Raw genomic sequence first — 26,840 nt, 5'->3', positions numbered from 1 at the left:
AAAATATGTTGATAAATTATGCAAAAGATTGCTTTTGTTTCTACTAATGAAGGAACCTCTTGGAGCGGTAGTGAAGAACTATGGTCTCAAACCGCTATAAAAATGGCTAAACAAGGCTTAACTATTGGTGCAAATGTCAAAGGTTGGAAACAAGAGTCTAAAAAAATTCAGGAACTTGAGCAGTTTAACTGTTGCGTTGTCCGCAGATGGGATCAAAAAAATCTTATTCAAAAGTTAGTTTCTAAACTTTATAAACGTGAGTTTATATTTGAGTGGTTGGATAAAATTGACCCTGATTTAGTTGTAATTTCTCAAGGAATCAATTATGAAGATAAAGGTTGGATGGAGGCTTGCTTGATAAGAAATATTCCCTATGTTGTTATTGTTCACGCTGCTGGTGAACACTTCTGGCCATCCGATGAGTTGGTTGCAAAAGCAGCAAAGGGTTATCAAAGTGCTGAAAGATGTTATTTCGTGTCTCAGAAAAATTTGGAACTTACAGTAAAACAGCTGGCAACAGAACTTGATAATGCCAAGATTATCCGAAATCCATATAAAGTATCTTATGACGTGGCTCCATCGTGGCCTACTGATAAAGGTGTGCTGAGGTTAGCGTGTGTAGCTCGCTTAGATCCAGAAAGTAAAGGACAAGACATACTGTTCGAGGTACTTCGCTCTAAAAAGTGGAAAAGCAGACCGATTGAAGTCACTCTTTTTGGAGATGGATATCAGAGAAATACATTAAGACGCTTAAAAGATTTGTGGAGTTTGGATAACGTAAAATTTGGTGGTTTTGTAGATAATGTTGAAGCTATCTGGGCTGACCATCATGCCCTTATTTTGCCTTCAAGACTTGAAGGTTTACCTCTATCAATCGTAGAAGCTATGTTGTGCGGCAGATTCTGCATTGTTACTGATGTCGCCGGAAATACAGAATTAATCGAGGATAATATTAACGGTTTTGTGGCTATGGCTCCTAAAACTGAGTGTCTAGATGAGGCAATGGAGAGAGCTTGGCAAAGAAGAGAATCATGGCGTGAAATTGGTAAAGAGGCATATGTGAGCGTACGAAAATTAATTCCTCGCGATCCCATACATAGATTTATGAGCGAGATAAAATTACTACTCAAATAATTCTTTGAAGAAAGTCTAATTAATTGATTATGTTCCATATTATTAAAATTATTTAAAGTAAATGATGAAGACAAAAATCCCTGAAAAAATAGAATACCCTCAGATTGCTCCTGTCCCTGAAGGCATTTATAGACCATTATGGTCAGTAATGATTCCTACTTACAATTGCGCTAATTACCTTGTTCAAACTCTTGAGAGTGTTATGGCACAAGATCCAGGGCCAGAACACATGCAAATTGAGGTTGTAGATGATTGCTCAACTAAAGATGACCCAGAAGCAGTAGTTAAAGAAATTGGTAAAGGACGAGTATCTTTCTATCGTCAACCTCAAAATGTAGGTGCAATTCGTAACTTCAATACCTGTGTTCAGCGTAGTATAGGTCAATTTCTCCACATTCTTCACGGTGATGATTTTGTTGCACCAGATTTTTATTCATCCTATGCAGAGCTTTTCCAATTACACCCAGAAGCTACTTTAATAATTAGCCCTTCAATTTCTATTGACGAAAATAATCATCACATCCATATTGAGTCACCATTGAATAATAACAATGGAGTCATAATAGACTTTCCAAAAATACAAGCTGTTAAAAATACAATTCATACACCCACTGTGGTTATACCTCGCAGAGTTTACGAGGAAATTGGTGGTTATTATCTGCCACTTAGTCATACTGCTGATTGGGAAATGTTTTTTAGAGCGGGTCTTTATGGCAAGGCGGTTACTTTAGATAGGCAGGTTGCTTATTATCGTGTTCATTCAGGAAGTGACACAAACCGTTTAGCACTTACAGGTAAAAATATTTGGGAAGCCAAATATACAGTTGATATGTGTATGTATCAATTGCCTGAAAAAGTTCGTGCAGAAATTGTTAAAAACAAATATTCTCACATTGCAGGTCTAGCTCATTACTTCTACTCAGAGTTAGCCAAGAAAGAAATGTGGAAAAGTAGTTTAATTCATGCGGGCTGGAATCTAAAATTATCTCCAAGAAAATATGCCCTTAAAGTTTATTTAATTGCTGTAGCTAGGTATATAATATACGGCATTTTAAGTTTTAATACAACATTACTCAAATTTAGAAAAAATATACCTACTCATAGCTAAATACATTGAAATATAGTAACTATTCCTAATATATGAAAATAGCTGTTATTAGTAAATCTGATAGAAATGGAGGTGGAGCAAGCAGAGTTGCAGAGAATTTGGCTACCTGGTTAAATGACGCTGGACACTCAACCGAGCATTTTATTGCCTTTAAGTACAAAGAGCCTCTCTCATTCCAACACAGTCTTTACGGAGAAGGTTTTCAACTAAAACTCTGTAAAAATATTCATCAAAAAACTAATAAATATGGTTTTAGAGAGTTATTACCAGTTGAATACTGGTTTAACCTCAACAAGGTTCTTGATAATTACGATATCGTCCATTTTCATGACCTCTTTACTGCTATTTCTCCAATCACTCTAGCTCTAACTTCCCGGCGTAAACCGACATTTTTCACAGTACATGACTGTTCTGCGTTCACTGGCGGTTGTATGTACCCGATGGAGTGTGAAAAGTTTACTAGTTACTGTCATCGATGTCCACAACTACCTCAAGATGGATGGAAAAATAAACTAAGCGATCGCACACGAGAAGTTCAAGCAATCAAACGATGGGTTGCTGGAAAATTTAATATTCGCTATATCTTTCCTAGCCATTGGATGCTTCAGGAAGCTCAACAAGCTCTTAAATTCAAATCATCACCTGTGGTAATTCCTAATGGTCTTGATTTAAGCATCTTTCCTATAGTGAATAAAGTAGAAGCAAAAAATAGTTTAGGTATTCCAGAAAACCGCAAAGTAGTGGCAATTTCTGCACATGTTCTTGACGATCCCCGTAAAGGTGTGAAGTATGCGATCGCCGCACTTCAAAGTGTACGTGATTTATCTCCATTCGTAATAGCTGTAGGACTTTGTAATGATGAATTAAAGCAAGCGTTAGAGGGACTTGAATTCAAAGAAATGGGTTACATTTCAAACCCTAATTTATTAGCAAAAGTCTACTCAGCAGCAGACATCATGCTTTTTTGTACCCTTGCTGATAACCTACCACTCACTGTTCTAGAAGCAATGGCTGCATCTACTCCAGTCGTTGGTTTTTCCACAGGAGGTGTTCCAGAGATGATTCAGAATGGACAAAACGGTATTCTAGTTGAGCCTACAAATCAGCAAGCATTAAATCAAGCCTTACGCCAAGCCTTATTGTCGCCTGATTTAGAAGTAATGGGTGAGCAAGCAAGAAGAGATGTTGAAAATAAGTTTTCAAATACTGTATTTCTTGAAAAGCATCTGCAACTCTATCAGAATTTTGAGCATTCATTGTCGAAAACTGACCTAGAGTCTGTTATTTCAACAGAACCTGCAATCAATCCATAAGTCAAACCTTGCACTTTTTGTTAAATCCTCTAGCACATTGGTGAGACTCTCATGAAAAAGATTGTTTACTCATTTGACGTATTTGATACATCCATAACCCGAATTTGGGCAAAACCAACTGACCTATTCTGGGAATTAGGTGATCAACTCCGAAAAGATAATTTAATTCAAATGGCACCTGAATCTTGGTCTCACCTAAGAATGGAGGCTGAAAGAATTGCTAGAGAAACTGGACCTGTTTATGAAATAGGACTAGAAGAAATTTATGAACAAATTGCTAGTTCTTTAAACTGGTCAACAGATGAAGTTGAAAGGGCAAAACAAAAAGAAATAGAAATTGAGCTATCGAGTTTACGTCCAGTACCTGCTACGCAAAAACGCATTCAGTCGCTCTATCAAGCGAATGAAAGAGTAATTTATATTTCGGATATGTATCTGTCTGAAGAAGTTATTCGGAATTTCTTGAAAGAAAACAAAGTTTGGACTCCAGGCAGTACTTTATACGTTTCATCTGAAACAAGAATTAATAAGGGAAGTGGTGAGTTATTTAAATACTGTTTGATACAAGAAGGAGTCAAACGAGAACAGTTTAAACATGTTGGAGATAACCGACAAGCTGATATAAAAGTTCCGAAAAAGCTTGGTATTCCAGTTGAATATTTTACTCAAGCTCACCTGAATCGCTATGAGCAAAAAATTGCAGAAACAACTCAATTTTCTTTAAAGTTTAGATCCCTACTCGCTGGAGCCAGTAGGCTTACCCGTTTGCAGTCTCAAGAAACAAACAATCATCAAAAAGTTATTTGGGAAACGACAGCAAGTGCTGTTGCTCCAATTCTATTTGGTTTCGTGTACTGGTGTTTAGTCGAAGCCCAACAAAGAGGACTTCAAAGATTATACTTTGTCGCCAGAGATGGGCAGATACTGCACAAAATAGCTCAGGTGATCTGCCAAAATTGGGGGTTTGCAATTGACTGCCGTTATTTATATGGTTCGCGTCAAGCGTGGCACATGCCTGCAATTCAGAAGATTGGTGAAGATGAGCTTGATTGGATTTTGGTTGCGACTGGTTCACTTGATCGCTTTTTATCAATTCGCTCTTTATGTGACCGAGTAAACATCTCACCCGATCAAATCAAAGATGTTCTGAATCGCTATGGCTTTTCAACAGAAAAATGGGATCTCAATCTTCAGCAGCACGAACGCGACTTGATGCAGAATATTTTTACAGAGAAAGAAGTTACCGATCTGATCATCGCAACTGCTGCTAGCTATCGCGATCAGGCGATTGGTTATTTCCGTCAAGAAGGGATAGGTGATGGAGTTCCCTTTGGTTTTGTCGATATTGGCTGGAGTGGACGCACACAAAGATCTTTGAGTAAATTACTGAACATTGCTGGTATTTATCCCGAATCTGGCATTTATGGTTTTTATTTTGCGCTTCAAGAGCGAGTTAAGCCATTTAAGGAAGATCAATCACTTGCTTATTTTTATGATGTAGATCAACCATCTGGCGATCGCTATTTTCTATGTAAGTACAGATGCTTGTTCGAGCTGTTCATGTCAGCAGATCATGGTAGCACTACCAGATATGAGCGACGCGATAACCAATATGTCCCTATTCTTCGTCAACCAAAAAACGAAGAAGCGATTAACTGGGGATTATATGTCTTGCAAAATGCGACGGTTGAATTTGCAAAGCAACTAACAACTAATTTGGACGTGCAGGAATGTACAATTAATCTTTTTTATGAAGCGACTGAAATTTTGTCAAGAGAGTTTGTCTTAGAACCTTCCTATCAGGAAGCAGAAGTATTTGGCTCCTTTGTCATGGCTGGAGATATAACTGAAAATTCTTTCTATGAACTAGCACCTATTTACAATTTAGTTGATTGGTGTAAATTACTGCTTTTTAGTAAGCATCGACATCCAGATGTTTGGTTTACAGCCTCAGTTGTAAGAGCTAATCCAATCATGAAAACCTTGTTTGGAGTCAAGACAGTTAATAAAATCCGCCAAATCAGGAGAAAATTTATCAAGCCAAAGCTTGCTAATTCAACTCAACAAATAAGTCAACCTACTTAACCTCTACTCTGGCTATCGTTTTTTCGAGAAATTAATTTACCCTACCTTAGTTCTAAGAGCATACAGCATGTACATCAATACAGAGCTGAAACAACAAAGAAATAATTTGAGGTTAGAAACTATTGAACTGCAAGTTCAGTCAGAAGCAAAAAATTGCCAGGGCGATAGTTTAGCATTACTTGCATTACTACGGTTGCTAGAGGGTTTACATCGAGAAATTAGAGATAGTCTCTTTCTGGAATCTTTGCCCAGTAATCGCCAGGGCCTTTACACCTTATTAAAAAATATTGAAGAGGAAGGTGGTTGGCCATACATTTATCGCATGAAATTACAATCTCTACTAGCAAATTTAGCAGAAAACACTTTCAGTGAGTTAGAAAGTGAAAAAAATACACAATCTTTAGTTGAATGTGAAAGTTCAAAACCTCTTAGTGTTAAACAAGGATAAACTCTATGAAATTTGATTGGTTAATAATAGGTGCTGGATATTCTGCGTGTGTGCTGGCTGAGAGAATTGCCACTCAACTTGCACAGAGAGTTTTAATTGTAGAACGGCGAGACCACATCGGTGGCAACGCCTACGATTATTACAACGAGCATGGCATTTTAGTACATAAATATGGTCCCCATATTTTCCACACGAAATCAAAAAAAGTTTGGGATTATCTCTCACAATTTACAGAGTGGAGACATTACTATCACCATGTACTTGGAGTATTAGAGGGAAAAAAAGTTCCTATTCCTTTTAATCTAAATTCCCTCTATGCTCTTTTTCCACCAAAATATGCAGAAAAACTAGAAAATTTACTTCTAGAAAACTTTGGTTTTGGAGTCAAAGTACCCATTTTAAAACTACGTGAAAGTGCAAGCGGGGATCTCACTTTTTTAGCTGAGTATATCTATGACAATGTCTTCCTTCGCTACACCATGAAGCAGTGGGGAGTCAAACCAGAAGAACTGGATAGGGGAGTCACAGGACGTGTTCCAGTCTACATCAGTCGAGATAACCGTTATTTTCAAGATCCGTACCAAGCTATGCCCAAGCTTGGCTATACTGAAATGTTTCGTCGAATATTGGCTCATCCCAATATTAAAATACTTCTAAATACAGATTACCGCGAGATTATCAACGACGTTCAGTTTAATCGGATAATTTGCACTGGTCCGATTGATACATTCTTTGATTATATGTATGGTGAATTGCCATACCGTAGTATAAATTTTGAGTTTGAGACTTTAGATCAAGAATGGTATCAAGAAGTTGGAACAGTCAATTACCCCAACGATTACGATATTACTCGTATCACTGAACAGAAATACTTGTCAGGACAAATTTCTCCTAAAACTACTTTGGTGAGGGAATATCCTCAAGCTTATATACCTGGAAAAAATGATCCTTATTATCCAATTCTGAATGAAGAAAATCGCGATCGCCTTGACCTTTACCTTAAAGAAGTAGAGAAATTGAACGGAACAGTACTTTTTGCAGGAAGACTTGCAGATTACAAGTACTACGATATGGATCAAGCTGTGTTAAGAGCGCTTGGTCTATTTGAAAAAGAAATAGCAACTATTATTTAGGATTGATTATACGTCCTAAACTATTAGGTACATGAAAGAGTTGGGTAGAAACATTTTTTTGTAGAATAAATCGCAGATTACATAGAGATATTAATTAAGATGACAATTAGTAAACCAAAACAACTATCTCAGAAGTCAAATACTCGGCTTACAAAGGTACCTATCAAACTTGAAGCTAATGCCAGCTTATTAATGAGATGGATAACCTGGTTAAACTTTAATGGTTCTTACAAATTTATTGATAGAAGTAAGGGTAGTCAGCGCCTTCTCGTTATACTTGCTGGTTACAAAGAGTTTCTATGGCCTCTAACTTTAAATAGAATAGCCAAGTTTATTCCATCAGATATTGATGTATGTATAGCTTCTTCTGGCTTGTATGTTGATGCTTTAGCACAGTTAGCAGAAAATCTAGGCTGGTCATATCTTTATACAAAAGACAACAAAGTTGCGCTAGTTCAAAACTTAGCAATAGCGAACCATCAACAAGCAAAATGGATTTACAAATTAGACGAAGATATTTTCATTTCTGAGGGATTTTTCGATGATCTGCAAGAAGGATATTTACGTATTCAAGAAGAAGGGTTATACTCTCCTGGAGTTTGCGCTCCTATCCTGAATGTCAATGGTTATTCGTACATTAATTTTCTAAAAACTATTGCAGCTGAGAAAGAATATAAAGAGAAATTTGGCGAATTTATACATGCTGCTAGTGATATTAAAGCACAATCTGATGGAGAAGCCGCTAAGTGGTTATGGGGAAAAAGCTTACCGTTTGATGATACGGCTAATTATATCAGAACACAGCCTTTTAGTTATTCACCTGTACCACATCGCTTCAGCATAGGAGCTATTTTATTTGAAAAGGAACTTTGGGAAAAATTTGGCGGCTTGCGAACTTCTTTTTCCCAAGGTGGTCTTGGGATAGATGAGTCACATCTATGTAAAGATTGCATGAGCTTGTCTAGACCAATCATTGTTCTCAACAATGTCTTTGCTGGACACTTCTCATTTCGACCTCAAGAAGCTGCTATGAGGCAATATTTACAAGAAATATATTCTCAAATTTGTTTAAAGACAACCTCATCAGAATCTAAAGAGGTATTATCAAGTCCAGCAAAATAACACAAATTTATGGAGTATTGAATTCAAAAACTCATGCAAGAAGTGCAAACTGAAAAACTGCAACCCATTCAAATGTCCCGGCTTCCTGATAGCCCATTAGTATCTGTAGTAATTGCCAACTACAACTATGACAAATACATTAGTGAGACTTTAGAAAGTGTCTTGAGCCAGACATATCAAAACTTTGAAATCATCGTTTGTGATGATGGTTCCACTGATAACTCCTGTGATGTCATTGCAAACTATGTTCGTAAGGACTCTAGGATAAAACTCATCAGTAAACAAAATGGTGGAGTTGCTAGCGCCTTAAATGCAGCATACAGGGAAAGTAAAGGTCAAATCATTTGCTTACTTGATGCAGATGATGTCTGGATGGATAGAAAGTTGGAAAAAGTTGTGGAGGCTTTCAAGTCCGATCCTCAATATGGCTTTGTCATTCATAATGTCATGCAAATAGATGGTCAGGGAAACTTGCTGAGACCGACTCCTATGTTTAAGCATTTATCTTCGGGTTGGATTGCACTTGAGGCTTTAGAAAATGGTGGTTCTCCGCAAGATGTACCTCCAGCATCTGCATTAAGTGTGCGACGAGAAATCGCTGAATTGATATTTCCTCTCAATGAAATATTTCGACGTAATGCAGATAGTTTAGTTTCCTATTTAGCACCATTTATCACTGTAATTGAATCTATTCCAGAGGCGTTAAGTAAATTCCGCTTTCATGGAGGAAATACAACCAGTCAGGTAACTTCCACCGTTGATTCTCTAGAACGGAGCCAAAGTGTTTTTGAAGCTGTCCATAGAGAACAAAAACTGTTTTTAAGACGTGTCTATGGTGAGGTATTTGCACAAAAGCTCACAAGTCTGAGCCTGAATTTGCTAGTTTGTCACGATCGCTATTTAATTGCCCGTCTCAAAGGTATACCAAAAGCGAAGAGGCAAGAAATTCATCGCCAGCTTGTAAATCACCCACAATTCTATAGTTTTAGTTCTCCTCATCAAAAATGGTTGTTGAAGTGGGGTGAATATCTACCAGATATCCTTTTTGCCCCTGTGTTCAAACTAGTTTATGGTTCGGGTAAACTAAAGTCTTGGGTGAGGAAACTACTAGCGCGTTGACTCACGATCAGCTATGTACAAAGATGGCGATCGCTACTAGTATTATCTAAAGAAATAAAAATCATAAATTGCGTTTATGATTAGGAGATAAATATCATGTCTTCAAACAATGTATCTAGTGGTAATACAATTGATGAACTTTATGAACGATATAATGAACTGTCTGGTAGACCAACAGTTAAAGATAAGCTCGCAAAAGAAAAAATTTTTAAATCATTTCAACGTACTTTAAAAAACTGGCTCCCCACAGATCGATCAATCAAAATTTTAGATGTAGGTTGTGGTGAGGGAGCCTTACTCACATTTTTAAAAGAAAAAGGATATAACAATCTTACAGGCTTAGATATTTCAGAGCAAAATGTAGCTATTTGCCAAGAATTGGGATTAACATTTGTCCAAAAATTTGATGCAAAACAACTAAATGAATTTGAAAAAGCAGAAGAGTTTGATGTGATTTTCGCCCTCGATATTCTAGAACATTTACCAAAGCAATCAGCATCTCAATTTCTCAAACAAATTCGAGAAAAACTCAAACCCAATGGCTGCGTCGTCATTCAAACTCCCAATATGGGTAGTATATTTGGTTGTTTGTACAGATATAATGACCTTTCTCACGAATTCGGAGTTGCAGAAAACACTCTTCTTAATCTCCTATTAATAGCTGGATTTGAATCTAATAAAGTTGAGATCAAACCCCAGTGGGCTGCATCAACACTCTTAGGACGTCTAAAAGAAGCATACTTGTGCTTATTGCACCAACTCATTTTTATTGCAGAAGGAGCAGGTCGTCCCAAAATACCAACAAAAAATCTCTTGGCTCGAGCATATCGTTCATAGAGGTCTTCTTGATAAATTGCTGTATGACAAAATCATGTTCCAATACACTCAAAATTCCCTAGAATGATGAACTCTAAGCTACGCGTACTTTTTATCAGTCACACCTATGTAGTAGGAGTGAACCAGGGAAAATTGAATGCGATCGCCGAAACAAATAAAGTCGAAGTTGGCTTGCTAACTCCTAGTAACTGGAAAGCTCTGGAGTGGAATCGCTTTTTTGAGGTAGAAAAACCCTACCCCAAAATCAAAATTTATACAGCACCTGTATTATTTACAGGTCGTGGTGGCGCTCACATTTATCCACCTTGGAAAATTTGGCAAGTAGTTAACGATTTTCAACCCGATCTAGTGCAAGTTGAGGAAGAAGTCTTTTCTCTGTGTGCTTTTGAGCTAGCAGTTTGGAGCCGACTCACAGGTAAGCCATTGGTCGTATTTGGTTGGGAGAACATGGAACGTAACCTACCAAAACCGCGCCATTGGGTACGCCAATTTGTCCTCAATACCGCACAGTTAATACTTCCTGGTAATCAAGATGGCGCAAATTTGCTGCGTCAGTGGGGTTACACTGGCTTGATGGAAGTTATGCCTCAGATGGGAGTGGATACTAGTTTATTCAGTCCGCGATTATCCGAGGGAGGCAAAAATCAAGAGTTTCGCATCGGCTTTCTCGGAAGATTGGTTCCAGAAAAAGGTATTGACACTATATTTGCAGCCGCTCGGCTTCTGAGAGAACGGAGTTTAAAGTATCAAATTATTATTTGTGGTTCCGGATCATACGAAGAATCACTGAGGCAAGAAGCACAGAAACAGCAGATTGCCGATTTAGTCATCTGGCGGGGATCAGTACGCCACGAACAAGCACCAGAGGAACTGAGCCAGTTTCATGTCTTAGTTCTGCCTTCACGCACCACTGATACTTGGAAAGAACAATTTGGTCATGTGTTAATTGAAGCAATGGCAATGGGTGTGCCGATTGTTGGCTCTAATAGTGGGGAAATTGCCAACGTCATCGGTCAAAATGATCTGGTGTTTCCAGAAGGAGATGCTCACACACTAGCGGCAATTTTAGAAAAGATGATCCGCGAACCAAATTGGCGACAAGAACTAAGAAACTATGTCATTTCGAGAGTTGAACAACACTATACTCATGAACGAATAGCCGAACGCTTAATCAACCTCTGGAATATATTACTCAATCAAAACAAAGGAGAGTATGCCATTAGTGTTAATAGTTGAGCCAAAGTCCTTTGAGTTTAGCTTTGATCAAATTAAATTGCAGGAATAGGGTAAAAATGCGTGTAGTAATTGTGCGTACAATGCCCAATTTTAGTATGGATGTCTATGCTGATGGTCTGATTTCGGGACTACGAACTGTAAGACCTGATTGGGAAATTGTTGATTTAGCACCCCACCCCGTAGATAGAAAAAGTCGATCTTGGACTTTGCGAGCCAAAAAATTCTATGAGCGTTTCTGGGGTTTTCCAGGCAAGGTACAAAAACAACCAGGAGATATTTTTCATATTATCGACCATAGCGAAGCTCATATTATTAATTGGTTAAAAAATCAGGGTAAACCTGCCTTTGTTACCTGTCACGACTTAATTAACTTCTTCTACCGTAATAATCTTCAGGGTTCAGTACAGTTGCCAATCATCAGCAGTGGTATGTGGCAAAAGTCTGTGCAAACCATGCGATATGCAGATCATATCATTGCTGTCTCTTCTACTACAGCTAAAGACACAGCTCAAATATTGAATATTAATTGCGATCGCATTGCTGTTGTTCCTAATGCTGTTGAAGCTATATATCAACCTCTACCTAAACACCAAGCAGAGTCTTTTCGCCAGCAACATAATATTTCACCTGAGACATTTTGTCTATTAAATGTTGGTTCAGATCATCCACGTAAAAATATTTCTACTATTCTGACAGTCGTCAAAATTTTGAAAGAACAAGGGCTACCAATCCAGTTTTGGAAAGCAGGCTCAGACTTCAAACCCGATCAGAAACAATATATCCAAACTCATGGGCTAGAAAACTATATAAAGTATTTAGGACAACCAGATAAAGCTACTTTGGTAAAAATTTATAATGCTGCTAATTGTTTGATTGCACCCTCATTACATGAAGGATTTGGCATCACAATTATAGAAGCAATGGCCTGCGGCATACCGGTGATTACCTCTCAAGTTTCTGCTATGCCGGAAGTAGTCGATAATGCTGGAATTTTGATAGATCCCACAAATCCTCAAGAAATAGCAGATGCTGTGTGTCGTCTTTACAGCGACCCTGTATACTATCAAGAATTAGTTGAGAAAGGTCTATCAAGAGTCAAATCATTTACCTGGGAAAAAACCGCAGAGCAAATTGCTCAAATATATGAGAAATCACTAAAAATAAAAGCAACTCAAGTTTTATATCCATCACAACAACCAAAAGGCGAAGTTACCAAACCCTCCTTACCAAATTCAACTTGATAACAATAAACTAAAGCCTCTGTCTCTTATATTCAAGATACGTATTTAAACCTAAATATGATTATTGCTATCAATATCACTATATTCCAATACGCTTGCTGATCAACACTACAATCCTTTGTAGAGACCGGATAAATACGGTTTCATTCCTAAAAAATTAGTATTTTATTATACTCAAGAGGTATTTATGAAAATCCTGATATCTGCCTACTCATGTGAACCAGGTAGGGGTTCTGAACCTGGTGTAGGTTGGAGTGTTGCACGAGAAGTCGCCAAATACCATGAAGTCTGGGTATTGACTAGACCTGATGAAAGTGGTGACATCATTGAAGCAGAATTAGCTCGTAATCCAGTCCCTAACTTGCATTTTGCATATTTTAATTTACCCATATTGGGGGGGGTGTGGCGTTGGAACCAATCAGGGGCGATGCAAATTCACTACTATCTTTGGCAAATTCAAGCATATTTTGTTGCCCGTCGCCTGCATCGTCAAATTGGCTTTGATGCCATTCACCATGTCACTTTTGTGAAATATTCCAATCCTAGTTTCCTGTCACTGTTGCCTGTTCCCTTTATTTGGGGCCCGGTGGGTGGTGGAGAATCTGCACCAAAGGCTTTTTGGAAAGATTTTAGTCTACGTGCCAAAGCTTATGAAACTGCACGCAGCTTGGTTCGCTGGGTTGGTGAACTTGATCCATTTGTCCATATGACTGCCAAAAAAAGTACTCTCATTCGAGCCACGACAGAAGATACAGCCGAACGCATTCGCAAAATGGGTGTCAATCAAGTAGAGGTGATTTGCGAATCAGGTTTACCCAAAGAAGAAATTCTCAATCTTGCTCAGTGTTTAATGCCCACTGACTCCACCGTCAGATTTATTAGTATGGGTAGACTCTTGCATTGGAAAGGTTTTCACCTGGGATTACATGCTTTTGCTAAAGCCAATTTGCCGAATAGCGAGTACTGGATTCTAGGTGATGGGCCTGAGCGTCAAAACCTACAAAACCTGGCTGAAAAACTGGGAATTGCCGAAAAGGTAAAATTTTGGGGAAGGCTACCAAGAGAGCAAAGCTTAGAGAAATTGAGTGAGTGTATCGCATTGGTTCACCCTAGCCTCCATGATTCTGGTGGTTGGGTTTGTCTGGAAGCAATGGCAGCAGGTCGCCCAGTCTTGTGTCTAGATTTGGGGGGCCCGGCTGTGCAAGTGACATCCGCCACTGGCTTTAAAGTTCCTGCTCACACACCTGAACAAGCTGCACAGGATTTGGCGTCAGCAATGATCCATTTAGCGCAAGATCCAGAATTGAGAAGTCAAATGAGCCAAGCGGCACAAACCAGAGTCAAAGAGGTGTTTGACCGAGAAGTGATGGGTGCAGCCTTAGCTCAACTCTATGAAGAAATTGTAGGGCGTCGCACTCCTCAAACTGAACCGATATTACTTAACTCTAACTAGTCTATTGTGGGAATAACCTCGTATGCGTATTCTAAGTATCCACAATAGCTACCAAATTCGCGGCGGAGAAGACGAGTGCCACGAGGCTGAGGTCAACCTTTTACGAGAGATGGGGCATCAAGTCGAAGTTTACGAAGAAAATAACGATCGCCTTGCCAATTTGAGTAAGCTAGATGTCGCTGCCAAAACAGTTTGGTCAGATGAAGCCTACCAGACTGTCAGGCTTAGGTTACAACAACAGCCCTGTGATGTTGTTCACGTCCAGAATTTTTTCCCCCTGATTTCGCCTTCAGTGTATTATGCAGCCAAAGCACAGAAAGTCCCTGTAGTTCAGACTTTACACAATTACCGTTTTCTGTGTCCAAATGCGTTGTTTTTCCGGGAAGGTAACATTTGTGAAGACTGCTTGGGGCTACCTGTTCCCTATCCAGGAGTCTTGCATGGTTGTTATCGCAACAGCAAAGTGGCAAGTGTTGGTGTCACTACAATGCTGAGTGTGCATAGACTGATGAACACTTGGGTAAAAACGGTGGATCTATACATCGCTCTGACTGAATTTGCTCGCCAAAAATTTATTGCTGGTGGTCTGCCAGCAGATAAAATTGTGGTTAAACCAAACTTTGTCAGTCCTGAACCTGCGATTGGTAAGGGAAGTGGTGGCTATGCCCTTTTTGTAGGTAGACTTTCTGTAGAAAAGGGTTTAGACACCCTGTTAAAAGCTTGGGAACATCTCGATGTAAAAATACCTCTCAAAATTGTAGGGGATGGCCCTTTAGCTCACGAAGTGATAGCAGCTGTCAAACGACATTCCTATATAGAATGGCTAGGACGCAGACCAATGTCAGAAGTCCATGATTTGATGGGAGAAGCGATGTTTTTAGTCTTTCCCTCGAAATGGTATGAAACCTTTGGGCGTGTAGCAGTTGAGGCATTTGCTAAAGGAACTCCCGTGATTGCTACCAATATCGGTGCTGTCGCAGAATTGGTAGATCCTGGTCGAACTGGGCTTCATTTCCGTCGTGGTGATGCAGATAATTTAGCTACTCAGGTAGAGTGGATTCTAGCAAACCCAGCAAAGCTTGCTGACATGCGCCAAGAAGCACGAGCAGAGTTTGAAGCAAAGTACACAGTTCAGAAAAATTACCAAAAACTAATGGAAATTTATACCAAAATGCAAAACTTTGGTGGCAAAAATTAACTAAATTCAGGGGGATAGATGAACACCGGGATAGGGGTTTACAAAAAACAGGAAGGATACATTAAAAATTCACTTCTCATACTACTAGCTTTTGCTACCGCTTTTTTCCCCCGGATTCTTAATTCTATTGGCTTCCCCTCACCAATCAATTTTGTTCACTTCGTCATCGTTCCAATAGCTTGTGGAATTGTAGTCACTAAAACTAAGGTAAGAAATAAAAACCAAATTTCAATTGCTAAAGCAGTTCTAGTTAGTTTTTTAATTCTCCTCGGAACTATGACCGCCAGCGCCTTTTTAAATAAAGCTGGGCTAATTAATATCTTCTTATCGTTGATGTTGCTGAGTGAGCCATTTCTAGTCTTACTGGCAATAATTTGTATTCCTATTTCTCAAGAAAACTTTAAAAAATTTAGAGTTTGGATACTACGTTTCGGTTGTTTTCATATTTTCTTAGCGATCGCCCAACATTTTCTAATCACCATTGGACGTTTAAGAGTTACTGAAATGCAACCAACAGACAATGTTCAAGGAGTTTTCTATCTCACAGGCTCCGGTCATGTTGTTGCTGCTTCTGTATCTATGTGCTTTGGTTTGTATTATTTAATCAGTGCCAAGACTGCTCCAATATGGTTACGACTTTCTGTGATTGTTGCTGCCTTTTTTCAGTTATTATTCGCTGACGCTAAACAGGTACTTTTAGTTTGGCTACTAGCTTGGTTTATATTAATTCTGATTAAATTACAAGATCTGAGAAAAACAATACAATATTTGATAGCTGCAATTTTAATTTGTTACGGATTGTGGTGGTGCATAGGAAATGTAGAAGCATTTGCCGCTTTTAATACTTGGATCAGACCAGGGCTTTATGGTCCTGATGGTGAAGCGACATTACTTAAGTTAGCACCAATTAGAATTATTCCGACATTTTATAAATCGTCCTTAAATTGGTTGCTTGGTCTTGGTCCAGGTCATACAGTTGGGCGATTAGGGGGATGGATGTTAAAGGACTACTCATCTTTATTAAAACCATTGGGTGCTACTATCCATCCTGCTAGCCAGGCTGTTTGGGATGCTTGGAGTGAAACTGCTTGGTTAGACTCTAGCTTTTTCGCTCCACTTTGGGGATGGGCTGGTATTTGGGGAGATTTTGGATTTCTAGGTTTAGGAGCTTATTTATATCTTGCATCTATCGTCTGGTATCGAATTTGCTTGGATGACTTTTGCAAATTTACAATGCTGACTGTGTTGATTTATGGTTTCATTTTCACTCAGCTAGAAGAACCTGGCTATATGCTCTCAATGGCTATGTTAATTGGTATGCGATGGCATGAGTTACAAATTTTGAAGTACTCGCGCTTTTATAATGCACAATTGGGTACAGAAGCAAATAGACAATTAAAGGCTGAAATTTAAATTATAAAACAATACACTTGGTGTTAAGTCCACAATCCTTTGTAGAGCAATATGGTTGGTGTTAAGCCCACAATTATTTGTACCAGACGCGAAATTTCGCGTCTCTACAGACCAAATTTTTATACTAAAAATCCTTAACACCAAGCGTAAGCTGTTCAGCATTTAAATCGAGCGAGCAATCTCGACACAGTAAGCAGTATAGCTCTCAAAAATCCTAGTTTAAATGCACATCAGCTTATTGAATTATAAAAGATAAAAATTTTCAGATCTCTATCTTGAAATTACTTATTTTTTTGTCGTATTATTATAATTATTCGTCTAGTAAAATACTTTTATCTCTAATTAACCAACGCCAGAATAACTCTAAATACAAAATTTTATTGTGCAAACGCTCTCTTACCTGAATATGATAGCGAGTGTTTTGCATAAATTTATGATTAGTATTAGTTTTATTAAGTATATCCAGACAAATTTCTGAAGCTAATTTTGCGACTTTGTGATCATTCGTAATTTTATTGATAACTCCTATCGGTAAATTTATTCCTATCAACTGACGTGTGAGAAAAAGACCGAGAAAAAGCATTCTTTTACAATCAAAATCATTAGCTTTTTGAATCACTATTTCCCAATTAATTTCGGTGTTCTGTCTAAGTAACTCTGCAATATCAGCTAACCAACTGAGTTTTTCCCAACGATGTCTTGATGCATGATTAGTGAGCAATAGTAACCAATCTTCTGCCGAGAAACTGTAGATTTCCATCCCACCAAGGCTAGATGAATGGAGATTTTCCCAAATATACTTGACTTCAATTGCAGATGTATAGCGTGGTGTAATTCGCCAATGAATTTCCACCATTATTCCCTTGCTATCATTTATAAAGTTATAGGTATGCTTACTTTTATCTTTTAAATAATTAATTTCCTCAACTTCTGTCAATTGAATTTTTGGTCTGTATCCTCTAGTAATTAGGAGATTTTTGAATTTCAAAACATCCTGTTGTTGCACCAATATATCTAAATCACAGAACTGACGCAGTCCAATATTTCCATATAGTAAATTCGCTAAAACAGGACCCTTATAAGGAACAGCGAGAATCTCATTTTCTTGCAATAGACGTAAGAGTTGTACAAGTTCCCCAGTTAGCATTAAACTGCGTTGAGCATTTGTGTAGAAAATATTGCGAAGTTGATTGAGGACATTTTTCGGAACAATATCTGGTGCGATCGCATTCAAATTAGTATATAAAAGCGGCATGAGACCATGCTTATATGCATTACCGATGACATCTTGCCAGTCTAAATCTGCTCGTTGAATCAAACTTTTTATTTCTTCAGTTTTGGCTACATCTATTTTAGTAGAAGCACAACAAAGCAGTAGCTGCATTTCAGGACGAATATTAACACCTAAAATATTGGTATTTAACTTTGGTAGAGTTTGCATTTGCTTTTATTCACTTTAATATAAGTCTATGATTTATTGATTTTCAGTTAGTTAAACAATCCCATTTTCAATTTTCTGACTTGAACTGGACTCCATTTGCGCTTGCCAAGACTGAGCATAAAGTCCGCCTAAAGTCAATAATTCTCTATGATTGCCAGACTCTACAATTCGACCAGCACGCATCACGTGAATCATATCTGCCTGCATCGCCAGAGTGAAACGGTGAGTAATCACAACAGCAGTACGTCCTGCTGCTAAGGAACGGAAACGTTCTAACCAATCGTATTCAGCCCAGGGGTCCATAGCACTTGTGGGTTCATCTAAAATAATGATTTGAGCGCGTCTAAAAAAAGCTCGCGCTAGCGCTAGACGTTGCCATTGACCTCCACTTAAATCGGTTCCTGATGGAAACAACTTACCCAACATCGTGTTGTAACCCAAGGGTAAGCGCATAATCTTATCGTGAATACCCGATGCTTGAGCTGCGGCTTCAATTTCTGTCTGATTTGATACTGCTGTGATATCTCCCAAAGCAATATTTTCACCTGCTGTAGTGTAGTAAGGAATAGGAGATTGGAATAAAACAGTAATTAATCTACGCAATTTTGTGACAGCAAATTCACACAAATTGATACCATCTAATTCAATTCTTCCTGAGTCAGGATCATAAAAACGGCACAAAAGCTTAATGAGTGTACTTTTGCCTGCACCATTATCACCAACGATCGCCACAATTTTGCCAGCAGGAATCGTCAAGTTAAAATTCTCTAAAACTACTTCCTCTGTGCCAGGATAGCGGAATGTAACTTGGTCAAATCTGATTTCTTGCTTGAGTGTTGAGGGTACTGGGACTGGGTTAGATGGATCTACAATTTGCGGCTGAATTTGTAAAAAATCAAATAAATTACTAATAAACAGGCTATTACGATAAATTTGTGCCAAGTTGTCCAACAGAGATTTTACAATTCCCTGTCCCTGATTAAATGCCTGGTAGAAAAGGGCTAAGTCTCCTAAAGTTAGAACTCCTAATAATACTTGCCGTCCCATCCAAGCAAGCGCACAACCAGTCACAAATAAAGCTATGATACCAGCAACAAAGCGACCTAATGTTTGCTCTTTGATGAGTTTTAGCTGTTCGTGTCGAAGTTGCCGACGCAATTTTTGGTACAACGATTGAAAGTAATCACCAAAATCAAACAATCGTACTTCCGCCGCCGTTGCGGAGTTGGTCAATAGCAGATCGTAGTACATTAACCAACGGCGTTGAGTTGTAGTTCTTTGTGACCATTGATACTGAAGTTTGTTTACACGTAGTAGCACATAGAACGCAGGTAAGGCACTAATCACAAGAATGATCGGCAGCCAAAAACCATAAGGAAGCAAGATTGCAGCCATGGTAAACAAGGTAATCGTATTCTGGGCTAGACTACCTGTACTTTCTAATAAAGCAAGCGATCGCCCAGCTGCACCCCCCCGCGCCCGTTCAAGTTGATCGTAATACTCAGATGATTCATAACAACCATAATCAATAGCAACTGATTGTTTGTGAATCAATTCACTGATATGATCTTGAACCAGTTCTGACTGCGCTGTACTAATCAATCCGCTAGCACCTTGCAGAAATTGCGTGAGTAGCAATACAACAGCCATCAAACCTACAGGTATCAGCACTGTCTGAATATTGTCCCAGGAAATACCAGCACCAACACCTGCAACCAGACTATTCACTACATAGCGAGTCAAATAAACCGTGACTCCAGGAAGTAATCCTTGCACCAATAGCAGTAATATCCAGGCTAGAGTCCAATAGCCAGAAGCAGCCCAAACCAATCTCACTGTGATTACGAGATTATTCAGTATCGTCTTCGCACTACGTATTTGGCTATTCAAAGTCTTAAAACCTAAATTAAATAAACAACTATCAATCTGGTTATACGGCTAGGAAATTGGTGCGTTCGGAGTCTTGATCACTCAGTTGGGCAACATCATCTTCTACTAAATTTACTAGCTGGGGTAGATCTATCAGTGAAGGCTTTCTGAGAAAGCGACAGAAAGATACCTCCCTAACCAAAGTTGTGCATTTATCGAAATGAGATTTAGCAAAGTCTTGATTTGTGAGTAAACTCGTTGCACGAGTGTGACGCAATAACTCAGCAAAAGCCTCTTGGGGCGATAAGCTAATAATCTCGTGACCTGTTCCCTTGTCTAGAACATAAATTCGTTGCAATGGCAAGGGTGTACTCTGAAATCCTTTGGTAAATTTATAAGATAGTTTTGAGGCATTGGGAAACAGAGCAGGTAAACTCTCGCGACTGTATCCTAAAGAAGCGGCTGCATCAGGTAGAAGTTTGACTTGTGGAAAAGCAGGGAAGACAATGGGACTACCTGCGTCAGTTTGAATAGCCATGACATCATCTGTCACAATGTCATAGCCTTGAGCATGAAAGGCTTTTGCTAAGGTGGATTTCCCCCATCCGGAAGCACCCATAAACGCCACAACTTTGTTGTTAATTGCAACACTACTAGCATGAAGTACCAATAGCCCTCGTTGTTGCAGCAATACTGCCATTACAGAACCAGGTATGCTTACACGTAGCTTATACTCATCAACACCCGGTTCGGGTTCGATAATCACCTCTTGTCCAGCCCGAAAGAAAAATTTACCAATTCCTGGTAAGTCACCAAAGATATGATTCTGTTGAGTCAGTGTCTCTTCGGAGATAGTACCCAAGCTCCCTAGACGTAGAACGACATCTGGTGAACCTTCAGCAACTGGGAGTTCAGGTAAATAAATCTCCGAGTGGATACAGAGATTATAAGCGGTGTAAATATACATTATTTCTATGAGCAATATTTAAATTTTGAGGAAAAAGGCGTTGTCTAATTTCAGCAAAAATTTTCAACTGAATTAGTGTTTTCATACTAAATCTCTGAAAAACTAGCAGCAGTTGATAGAGTGTTGTCTACTACTGGTCTGTCAACGTAACTTTGAAGGGTAAGTAGCCGCTTTGCGTCTACGTGTCTACCCGAAGGGTGAACTTTAGTCATCTATGAGCGCTTAAGCGCTCACCACGAACCCAGCTTGCGTTGACTTAGAAGACCTTAAGGGGTTTATAGATCCCCGACTTCAGTTGAGAAGTCGGGGATCTGAACACCCGCGATTCATCAAAATTAATGCGATAGACAACTAGTCTTGGATCTGACAATAGACAACGCCTTTATCGCTAAAGGTTAATGTTCTACCAAGAACAACTTAACCTCACAAGTAGTAACCTCAACTTATTTCACAGCAATTATCTAGGGTTTTGCCGGGCTTTTTGTGCAGTCCTGACCAGTAGGACCACAATTGACATCAAGGGAATCGTCATTTGTTTCTACTACTCGACCGTTGAAGACAAGTAAATCCTTAAAGGCACGATTTCCAGCTGCTTGAGTCAGCTTTTCCAAATTCCCGTGAACAATCATTTTTGGGGTGCTATATGTTTGTTTCATTGTCTAAATCTCCTGTGTTTTTTGTTTCTACCCTGTTGGATCTACGACATAGCCAGAACTAATGATTTCAGCTTGTCTGAAAGCTGTTATTAATTTCCTGCTGGACGGTTTTCACAGTTACCAGTATTGGTATCGCAGAAGATATCTTGCGAATCGTCACTCTGAATATTACTTGGGTTCCCGTTGAAGAAAAGAACGTCTTTTGTAAGGTTTCTTCCGGCAACTTGAGTCAACTCTGCCAGATTGCCATGGACAATCATCTTGGGAGTGTTGTATGTTTGTTTCATTGTTAATCTCCTAGTTGTTTGTTTTTAGGTAGCGCTGCCCTGAATTGGGCTTACGGTGCTGCTTGGTGATAAGGTTTAAGCTCCAAGCTCACAACCTGCCAAGAACACTGAATACTTCTTGAATATTTATGGCGTAGGTTGTCTGTGGCGAAACCACAAAGCCAAGACAATTGCTTGCCAAACCGTCATAGTGTTTTCCTCTGATACCTTCTGCTCTGATATCATGCGGCGATAAGCTGCTTGCAGGTAATCAGGCTCAATGTACTCTTCAATAGCTTTTAGGTGATCTGAAATCACTTCATCAAGAAGCTGACGATGAAGAGTTAGCATACCGTGCATGAAGTTAGAAGTCATATTGGCTTTGCCTCCTCGCCACCGCACAGCTTCCGGTAGAATACCTATCAAAGCACGACGCATCACCATTCGTCCCAATCCTTGGCTGAGTTTCTGTTCTGCTGGGAGTGCCAAACAAAACTCTACTAATCGCTTATCCAAAAAAGGATGACGAGCTTCAAGGGAAAATGGTGCTGCATATCGGTCTAGCTGTTCTAGTATGTAGGGAAATATGCCTTGCGAAAGGTCGCGCCAGTGTTGTTCTCTAGTTGTGAGTGGTGGTTGATTAGAATTGTCGAGTGCTAAGATGCGCTCATCCAAACCGATGCGTTGAGCAAAACTAGAGTTGACAAGGGGTGCAAGTGGTGATTTTGATGGAGTACGCCCTCGCCATCTTTGCCAAAGCTGACGTATGGATTTGGGAATTAGGGATTTGAGTCCATAATTGACGAGTAGATATTTGCGAGAGATGTTGAAAGAGTGATGAATTTGATTTACTGCAAAGGCGAAAGTCAACCAGCGAAACTGTCTAGCTTGTTTTTGCAGTTCAGCGATACCATAAGCTTTCAGCAGTGATTGGGGCGAAGCTTCTAAGTTTTGGGCTACTCCTTGGGCTTCTGCAACAAAAGTTGACCACTTTCCTTGATGCGCTAATTCTCTTAGTCTTGGGACACCATGACAAACTGTTGTATCACCATCAAGACCGTCAAAGACTATTCGCACACCCGCCTGTTTAGCTGCTTGATTTAGTCTCCAAGGATAAAAATGACTAGGACCGAGGAGGGCTTCATCTTCATATTGCCAAATCTCTTTAATGTCTGACAACGGACCAAATTGGTCAGCTTTGACATAGTGAGGAATCAAACCTCCTTGCTCTAAAACAGCGTTGATGTAAGTACGTTCATCACATTCAGTTACTTCATCAAAAATGTTGGAAAAAGTGTGTAATTGGGTATCTCCTTGCTGGGCAAGCAATTCACGAACAACACAGGTGATGGAGGAAGAGTCTAGCCCACCACTTAAATGAGAGCCAATCGGGAAAGCACTACGCATACGACACCGCACTGCTTCGGTAAAAATTTTCCGAAATTCCTCAGCATATGCCTCATCTGAATCTAGCTTAATTTCTCGGTGAGGATCTAGTGTCCAGTAACACCAAGAACGTATCCCTGAGTGACTCACTACCATGCTGTGAGCAGGAGGAAGCCGTAAAATATCTTGGTAAGTCGTGATGGCTTTATCTTCCATCATTAATGCTAAGAAGTCAGCTATTCTCACTTCGTTGATTTGGCGCGGAACTTGCTGTAAGCAGAAAAGCGCTTTAATCTCAGAGGCAAATATAAAGGCTTGACCTAGCTGATGGTAATAGTAAAAAGGTTTGACTCCAAAATGATCTCTGCTACAAAAGAGAATTTGCTGACGTTGATCCCAAATGGCAAAGGCAAAATCGCCAAGCAAATGTTCTGAACATTCTTCGCCCCATTTTTCATAAGCAGCCAATATGATCTGGCTATCAGTGATTTTATCGTGGGGAAGATGATCAAATTGTAATATTTTTAAAAGTTCATCGCGATTATCTATGCGAGCATCAGATGTAATAATTATATCACTTGTTTTATTGACTAAAGGTAATTTTTCGATTAAGGATTCAGGTGTAGTCCACAGCATTCGATGTGCAAAACCCACAGCCCCATTTACCCAAATGTCCGTACCGTCTAAACCTCGGTGTGCTAAGACTTCAAGCATGAGTCCTAAATCTTCCCTGTCTACAGGATGATGATTAGGGTGGTAAATGCCCATGATTCCACTCATAGCTTGACTCCTTCTAATGTTGGCAAAGGAATGAAGCGCGAAAGGTCACTAAGATTACCAATCACAATCTTTCCCTGATGTTCTATCCAAGCATGAGCTTCTAGGATTCCTGAGTTGTCTTTGGCGACACCAATACGCAGTTGACAAGGGTGTTTATACCGATTCATCAGGACTTGTGTAGTCAAAGCACGAGCTAAACACTTGACTCCAAGCATGTAACGACTAGCTACGTTTACAGCCCAAACAATCTTGCGGATAGATACTTGGTTTGTAGTTTGCGGGTGGACTGGTTGACTGATTCTTGCTAACAGTTTTAAGAGGGTACGAAACGGCAGTAACCACAATCCCAGGCGCATAGCCGCTAGTAAAATTAAAGTCATGATTAATAAATGGCGATCGCCTGCATCAAACCTCAAAAATTTAAACAGTAGCGTCATTTTGAATATTTATTAGTTCCGCACCTAGAAGTTCTTCAAGCAATGCAAGCAAATCGCGATCGCACTGTTCAACTTCGACTTCGTACTCTGCCAAGATCGCCGCTTTAATATCCTTCACCGTTTTGGGTGTTTGAATCAAATTCCAAATTCTTGCTCCCACCTCATTCAAACCGTGATACATACCAGATTTCAGATTGAGAATTACTGCTTCACCCCCTAAATCAGAGGAAATTTGCTCAACAGATGCCACAATGATTGAATTTTCTGAAATTTTTTGCTCTACTGCTTTGAAGTTCATCTTCTCTACATTTTCCTTTGGCTGTATTTGTGAATCCAATTGTGCCTGTTAAAACGGCACTACTTTATTCAGGCTCAAAATGACCGCAAATTTGTGTAAAAAAAGCAAAATTTGATCAAAATTTTACACAGTTAACCATAGTCTTACGATCTGCTTCTATGTACCGATGGGAAACACGCATAGTATATGTGTTTTACATCGGTATCCATCGCAAAAAAAGATACAGTTATGGGTAACTGATTTTTCGGTTTTTAAGTATTTTTTTCTTTCAACTATGAACGGAGTTTTACTTTTACTCTCAACCCTGGTATAAATTTGCAAAATCTTACCGTAAAACTGAGTTCTTAAATTATGCAGTGGTAGATATTTAGTAAATTAACAACCCTGAATGTGGAAGATGCTTACGTAATTTTCTCATACCATAATATACATCATAGCCGTCATGTACTTATAATTCATCAAAAAAACACAATTAGGTTAATATTGAGTAAAGTTTTACCAAATAAAAATCAACTAAATTACTGCAAGTGTTTGCTAATCCTAAGTTTTTTGAAAATAGAAACAGAGGCATAGCAAAATAAAATTTACAAGCGACTACTTATAAAATTAAAAATTTTCAACTATCCCTTGACTTAGTAAAGCTATCCACATGTCTGATGGTTCTGAGTAGTAATCAATTTCCTCAACTTGATATCGATAAAAGCGACGATCATTTTCTAAAATAATCCAGTCGCCACGCTTGACGCCTTTACACTGCGCTGTCATATAACCTTTATTTAAATCATCTATCGGTTCAAATACATAGTCACGCCCACAAATAAATCCCCGAAAGTCATGCGTTTTATGCTTTTGGAACGTCGGTGTAGTGAAGATAAATTGCATGACGAAGTCATAAATAACACTGATGCTCATCCCTGACCGACTAAAAGGCATAACTATTGATTTATAAATAAAATTTATATGCAATTTTAATGCTGTTGACAGATTAAACATTCAACTAACAACTAGTCTCAAGCTACAGACAATCAAGAACCTTTGATTTTAGCTTGATGTTTCTAGTTCTCCACTTGTAAATGACACTGGAACTAGCCAAAATTGCTGGATGCACACATTTAGATTGCAGCCAGATTTAAAGAATGTCAACTGTAATCGCACTGGCATAAATCAAGGCATTGTTCTAATGTTGGTGGTTGTTAATCATGCTTAATGCCCACTCCTCAAAATTTTTGGGTGAGACTACTTGACACAACCATAGCTAAAACTGCTATATTGTTAAACAGCGAAAACGCGATGGGGCGTAGCCAAGTGGTAAGGCAGCGGGTTTTGGTCCCGCCATCCCTAGGTTCGAATCCTAGCGCCCCAGTTAATTTAATAAATATGTTTATAGCGGTTAGTTGATTGTTGGCTATGTGGCTATGGTTTAGTTGTAGTTATAACTAAATTCAGATGAGCGATCGCTATATAGTAGAGTATAAAAAATCTATCAAAACAATCCTGGAGGATGAGAACCCTTTGTTTCTCTTTAAAAAAATTCTCTAACTGCTTCTTGCAAGGGTAGATATGGAATTGTGTTGAGAAGTATTTTGGGAACCGTCAACACGTAAAATATTCATAGTTGGAAGATACCAAAGTCGCCGTACAGCCATGAGAATGATGGAGGTGGTTAGGACTGTTTGAACCGCTCAGAGCTTAATAGGGCAGAACGTGTACGGAAAAGTAATCAAACTGCCTGCGGGAGGCGGGCGGCTGCGCGGGTTCTTCTTTGAGAAGATAAACGGTGCAAACCGAGAGATGCTGTGTAAGACCAATTTGTACTCGTACAAGGAGGCTGCGGCAAGTGAGACGCGAAACGATGATGGTTGTTTCTTTGAAGCTACGGCTTCAGCGAAGCAAGCCGGAG

23 protein-coding genes and 1 tRNA gene are annotated in these 26,840 nt (G+C 39.1%); 15 read left to right on the top strand and 9 right to left on the bottom strand.

The genetic code is table 11. From position 1 onward, the window contains the following. Positions 1-18: 18 nt before the first annotated feature. The 14 genes from AC5JMK_RS02335 to AC5JMK_RS02270 all read left to right on the top strand — a co-directional run bounded on the left by AC5JMK_RS02335 (position 19) and on the right by AC5JMK_RS02270 (position 16,840). Positions 19-1,134 carry a glycosyltransferase family 4 protein gene (locus AC5JMK_RS02335; protein WP_495909292.1) on the top strand — a complete coding sequence of 372 codons (1,116 nt, stop codon included), beginning with the start codon at positions 19-21 and terminating at the stop codon, positions 1,132-1,134. Between the two features lie 61 nt (positions 1,135-1,195). Continuing rightward, entirely contained in the window at positions 1,196-2,242 is a 1,047-nt protein-coding gene (locus AC5JMK_RS02330) for a glycosyltransferase (RefSeq protein WP_495909291.1), read from the top strand. A 32-nt stretch (positions 2,243-2,274) separates the two neighbouring features. Then, positions 2,275-3,555 (top strand): glycosyltransferase, encoded by a 1,281-nt coding sequence (locus AC5JMK_RS02325; RefSeq protein ID WP_495909290.1) that lies wholly within the window; start codon positions 2,275-2,277, stop codon positions 3,553-3,555. A 51-nt stretch (positions 3,556-3,606) separates the two neighbouring features. Further along, a complete protein-coding gene (locus AC5JMK_RS02320) occupies positions 3,607-5,640 on the top strand; it encodes an HAD family hydrolase (RefSeq protein WP_096673238.1) in 2,034 nt (677 codons plus the stop codon). 67 nt (positions 5,641-5,707) lie between these two features. After that, the gene (locus AC5JMK_RS02315; protein WP_096673240.1) at positions 5,708-6,088 is read left to right on the top strand and encodes a hypothetical protein; all 381 of its coding nucleotides are present in this window, start codon (positions 5,708-5,710) and stop codon (positions 6,086-6,088) included. 5 nt (positions 6,089-6,093) lie between these two features. After that, the gene (gene glf / locus AC5JMK_RS02310) at positions 6,094-7,221 is read left to right on the top strand and encodes a UDP-galactopyranose mutase (RefSeq protein WP_096673242.1); all 1,128 of its coding nucleotides are present in this window, start codon (positions 6,094-6,096) and stop codon (positions 7,219-7,221) included. A 99-nt stretch (positions 7,222-7,320) separates the two neighbouring features. After that, entirely contained in the window at positions 7,321-8,343 is a 1,023-nt protein-coding gene (locus AC5JMK_RS02305) for a hypothetical protein (protein WP_096673244.1), read from the top strand. A 33-nt stretch (positions 8,344-8,376) separates the two neighbouring features. After that, positions 8,377-9,462, top strand: coding sequence for a glycosyltransferase family 2 protein (locus tag AC5JMK_RS02300; protein WP_495909289.1), 1,086 nt, complete (start codon positions 8,377-8,379; stop codon positions 9,460-9,462). A gap of 96 nt (positions 9,463-9,558) precedes the next feature. Further along, positions 9,559-10,299 carry a class I SAM-dependent methyltransferase gene (locus tag AC5JMK_RS02295; RefSeq protein ID WP_096673248.1) on the top strand — a complete coding sequence of 247 codons (741 nt, stop codon included), beginning with the start codon at positions 9,559-9,561 and terminating at the stop codon, positions 10,297-10,299. A 63-nt stretch (positions 10,300-10,362) separates the two neighbouring features. Further along, positions 10,363-11,535 (top strand): glycosyltransferase, encoded by a 1,173-nt coding sequence (locus AC5JMK_RS02290; RefSeq protein ID WP_495909288.1) that lies wholly within the window; start codon positions 10,363-10,365, stop codon positions 11,533-11,535. 56 nt (positions 11,536-11,591) lie between these two features. Beyond that, entirely contained in the window at positions 11,592-12,776 is a 1,185-nt protein-coding gene (locus tag AC5JMK_RS02285) for a glycosyltransferase family 4 protein (RefSeq protein WP_495909287.1), read from the top strand. Positions 12,777-12,963: 187 nt separating this feature from the next. Then, positions 12,964-14,229 (top strand): glycosyltransferase family 4 protein, encoded by a 1,266-nt coding sequence (locus tag AC5JMK_RS02280; protein WP_096673254.1) that lies wholly within the window; start codon positions 12,964-12,966, stop codon positions 14,227-14,229. A 22-nt stretch (positions 14,230-14,251) separates the two neighbouring features. Continuing rightward, positions 14,252-15,427 (top strand): glycosyltransferase family 4 protein, encoded by a 1,176-nt coding sequence (locus AC5JMK_RS02275; protein WP_495909286.1) that lies wholly within the window; start codon positions 14,252-14,254, stop codon positions 15,425-15,427. 18 nt (positions 15,428-15,445) lie between these two features. Continuing rightward, a complete protein-coding gene (locus AC5JMK_RS02270; RefSeq protein WP_495909285.1) occupies positions 15,446-16,840 on the top strand; it encodes a hypothetical protein in 1,395 nt (464 codons plus the stop codon). Between the two features lie 310 nt (positions 16,841-17,150). On the opposite strand, the gene AC5JMK_RS02265 is transcribed toward AC5JMK_RS02270, so the two are convergent. From AC5JMK_RS02265 to AC5JMK_RS02225, 9 genes are all read right to left on the bottom strand, one after another. Next, entirely contained in the window at positions 17,151-18,281 is a 1,131-nt protein-coding gene (locus tag AC5JMK_RS02265; protein WP_096673260.1) for a nucleotidyltransferase domain-containing protein, read from the bottom strand. Between the two features lie 51 nt (positions 18,282-18,332). Then, a complete protein-coding gene (locus AC5JMK_RS02260) occupies positions 18,333-20,171 on the bottom strand; it encodes an ABC transporter ATP-binding protein (RefSeq protein ID WP_096673262.1) in 1,839 nt (612 codons plus the stop codon). Between the two features lie 40 nt (positions 20,172-20,211). Next, complete coding sequence (locus tag AC5JMK_RS02255) at positions 20,212-21,117, bottom strand: hypothetical protein (protein ID WP_495909284.1); 906 nt, start codon at positions 21,115-21,117, stop codon at positions 20,212-20,214. A 461-nt stretch (positions 21,118-21,578) separates the two neighbouring features. Beyond that, positions 21,579-21,773 (bottom strand): lasso peptide, encoded by a 195-nt coding sequence (locus AC5JMK_RS02250; RefSeq protein WP_096673268.1) that lies wholly within the window; start codon positions 21,771-21,773, stop codon positions 21,579-21,581. Positions 21,774-21,862: 89 nt separating this feature from the next. After that, entirely contained in the window at positions 21,863-22,060 is a 198-nt protein-coding gene (locus AC5JMK_RS02245) for a lasso peptide (RefSeq protein WP_096673270.1), read from the bottom strand. A 126-nt stretch (positions 22,061-22,186) separates the two neighbouring features. Next, entirely contained in the window at positions 22,187-24,205 is a 2,019-nt protein-coding gene (locus tag AC5JMK_RS02240) for a lasso peptide isopeptide bond-forming cyclase (protein WP_096673272.1), read from the bottom strand. Then, complete coding sequence (locus tag AC5JMK_RS02235) at positions 24,202-24,642, bottom strand: lasso peptide biosynthesis B2 protein (RefSeq protein ID WP_096673274.1); 441 nt, start codon at positions 24,640-24,642, stop codon at positions 24,202-24,204. The genes AC5JMK_RS02240 and AC5JMK_RS02235 overlap by 4 nt, the downstream gene beginning before the upstream one ends. Then, a complete protein-coding gene (locus tag AC5JMK_RS02230; RefSeq protein ID WP_096673276.1) occupies positions 24,626-24,940 on the bottom strand; it encodes a PqqD family peptide modification chaperone in 315 nt (104 codons plus the stop codon). The genes AC5JMK_RS02235 and AC5JMK_RS02230 overlap by 17 nt, the downstream gene beginning before the upstream one ends. Before the next feature lie 606 nt (positions 24,941-25,546). Then, positions 25,547-25,873, bottom strand: coding sequence for a hypothetical protein (locus AC5JMK_RS02225; protein ID WP_096678680.1), 327 nt, complete (start codon positions 25,871-25,873; stop codon positions 25,547-25,549). A gap of 358 nt (positions 25,874-26,231) precedes the next feature. On the opposite strand from AC5JMK_RS02225, the gene AC5JMK_RS02220 reads away from it, so the two are divergent. Then, a tRNA-Gln gene (locus AC5JMK_RS02220) sits at positions 26,232-26,303 on the top strand. The last annotated feature ends 537 nt before the right edge of the window (positions 26,304-26,840 follow it).

This window comes from Pelatocladus sp., from assembly GCF_059505505.1.
The sequence above is the reverse complement of the archived record's forward strand: the minus strand, read 5'-3'. Positions and strand labels throughout refer to the sequence as shown.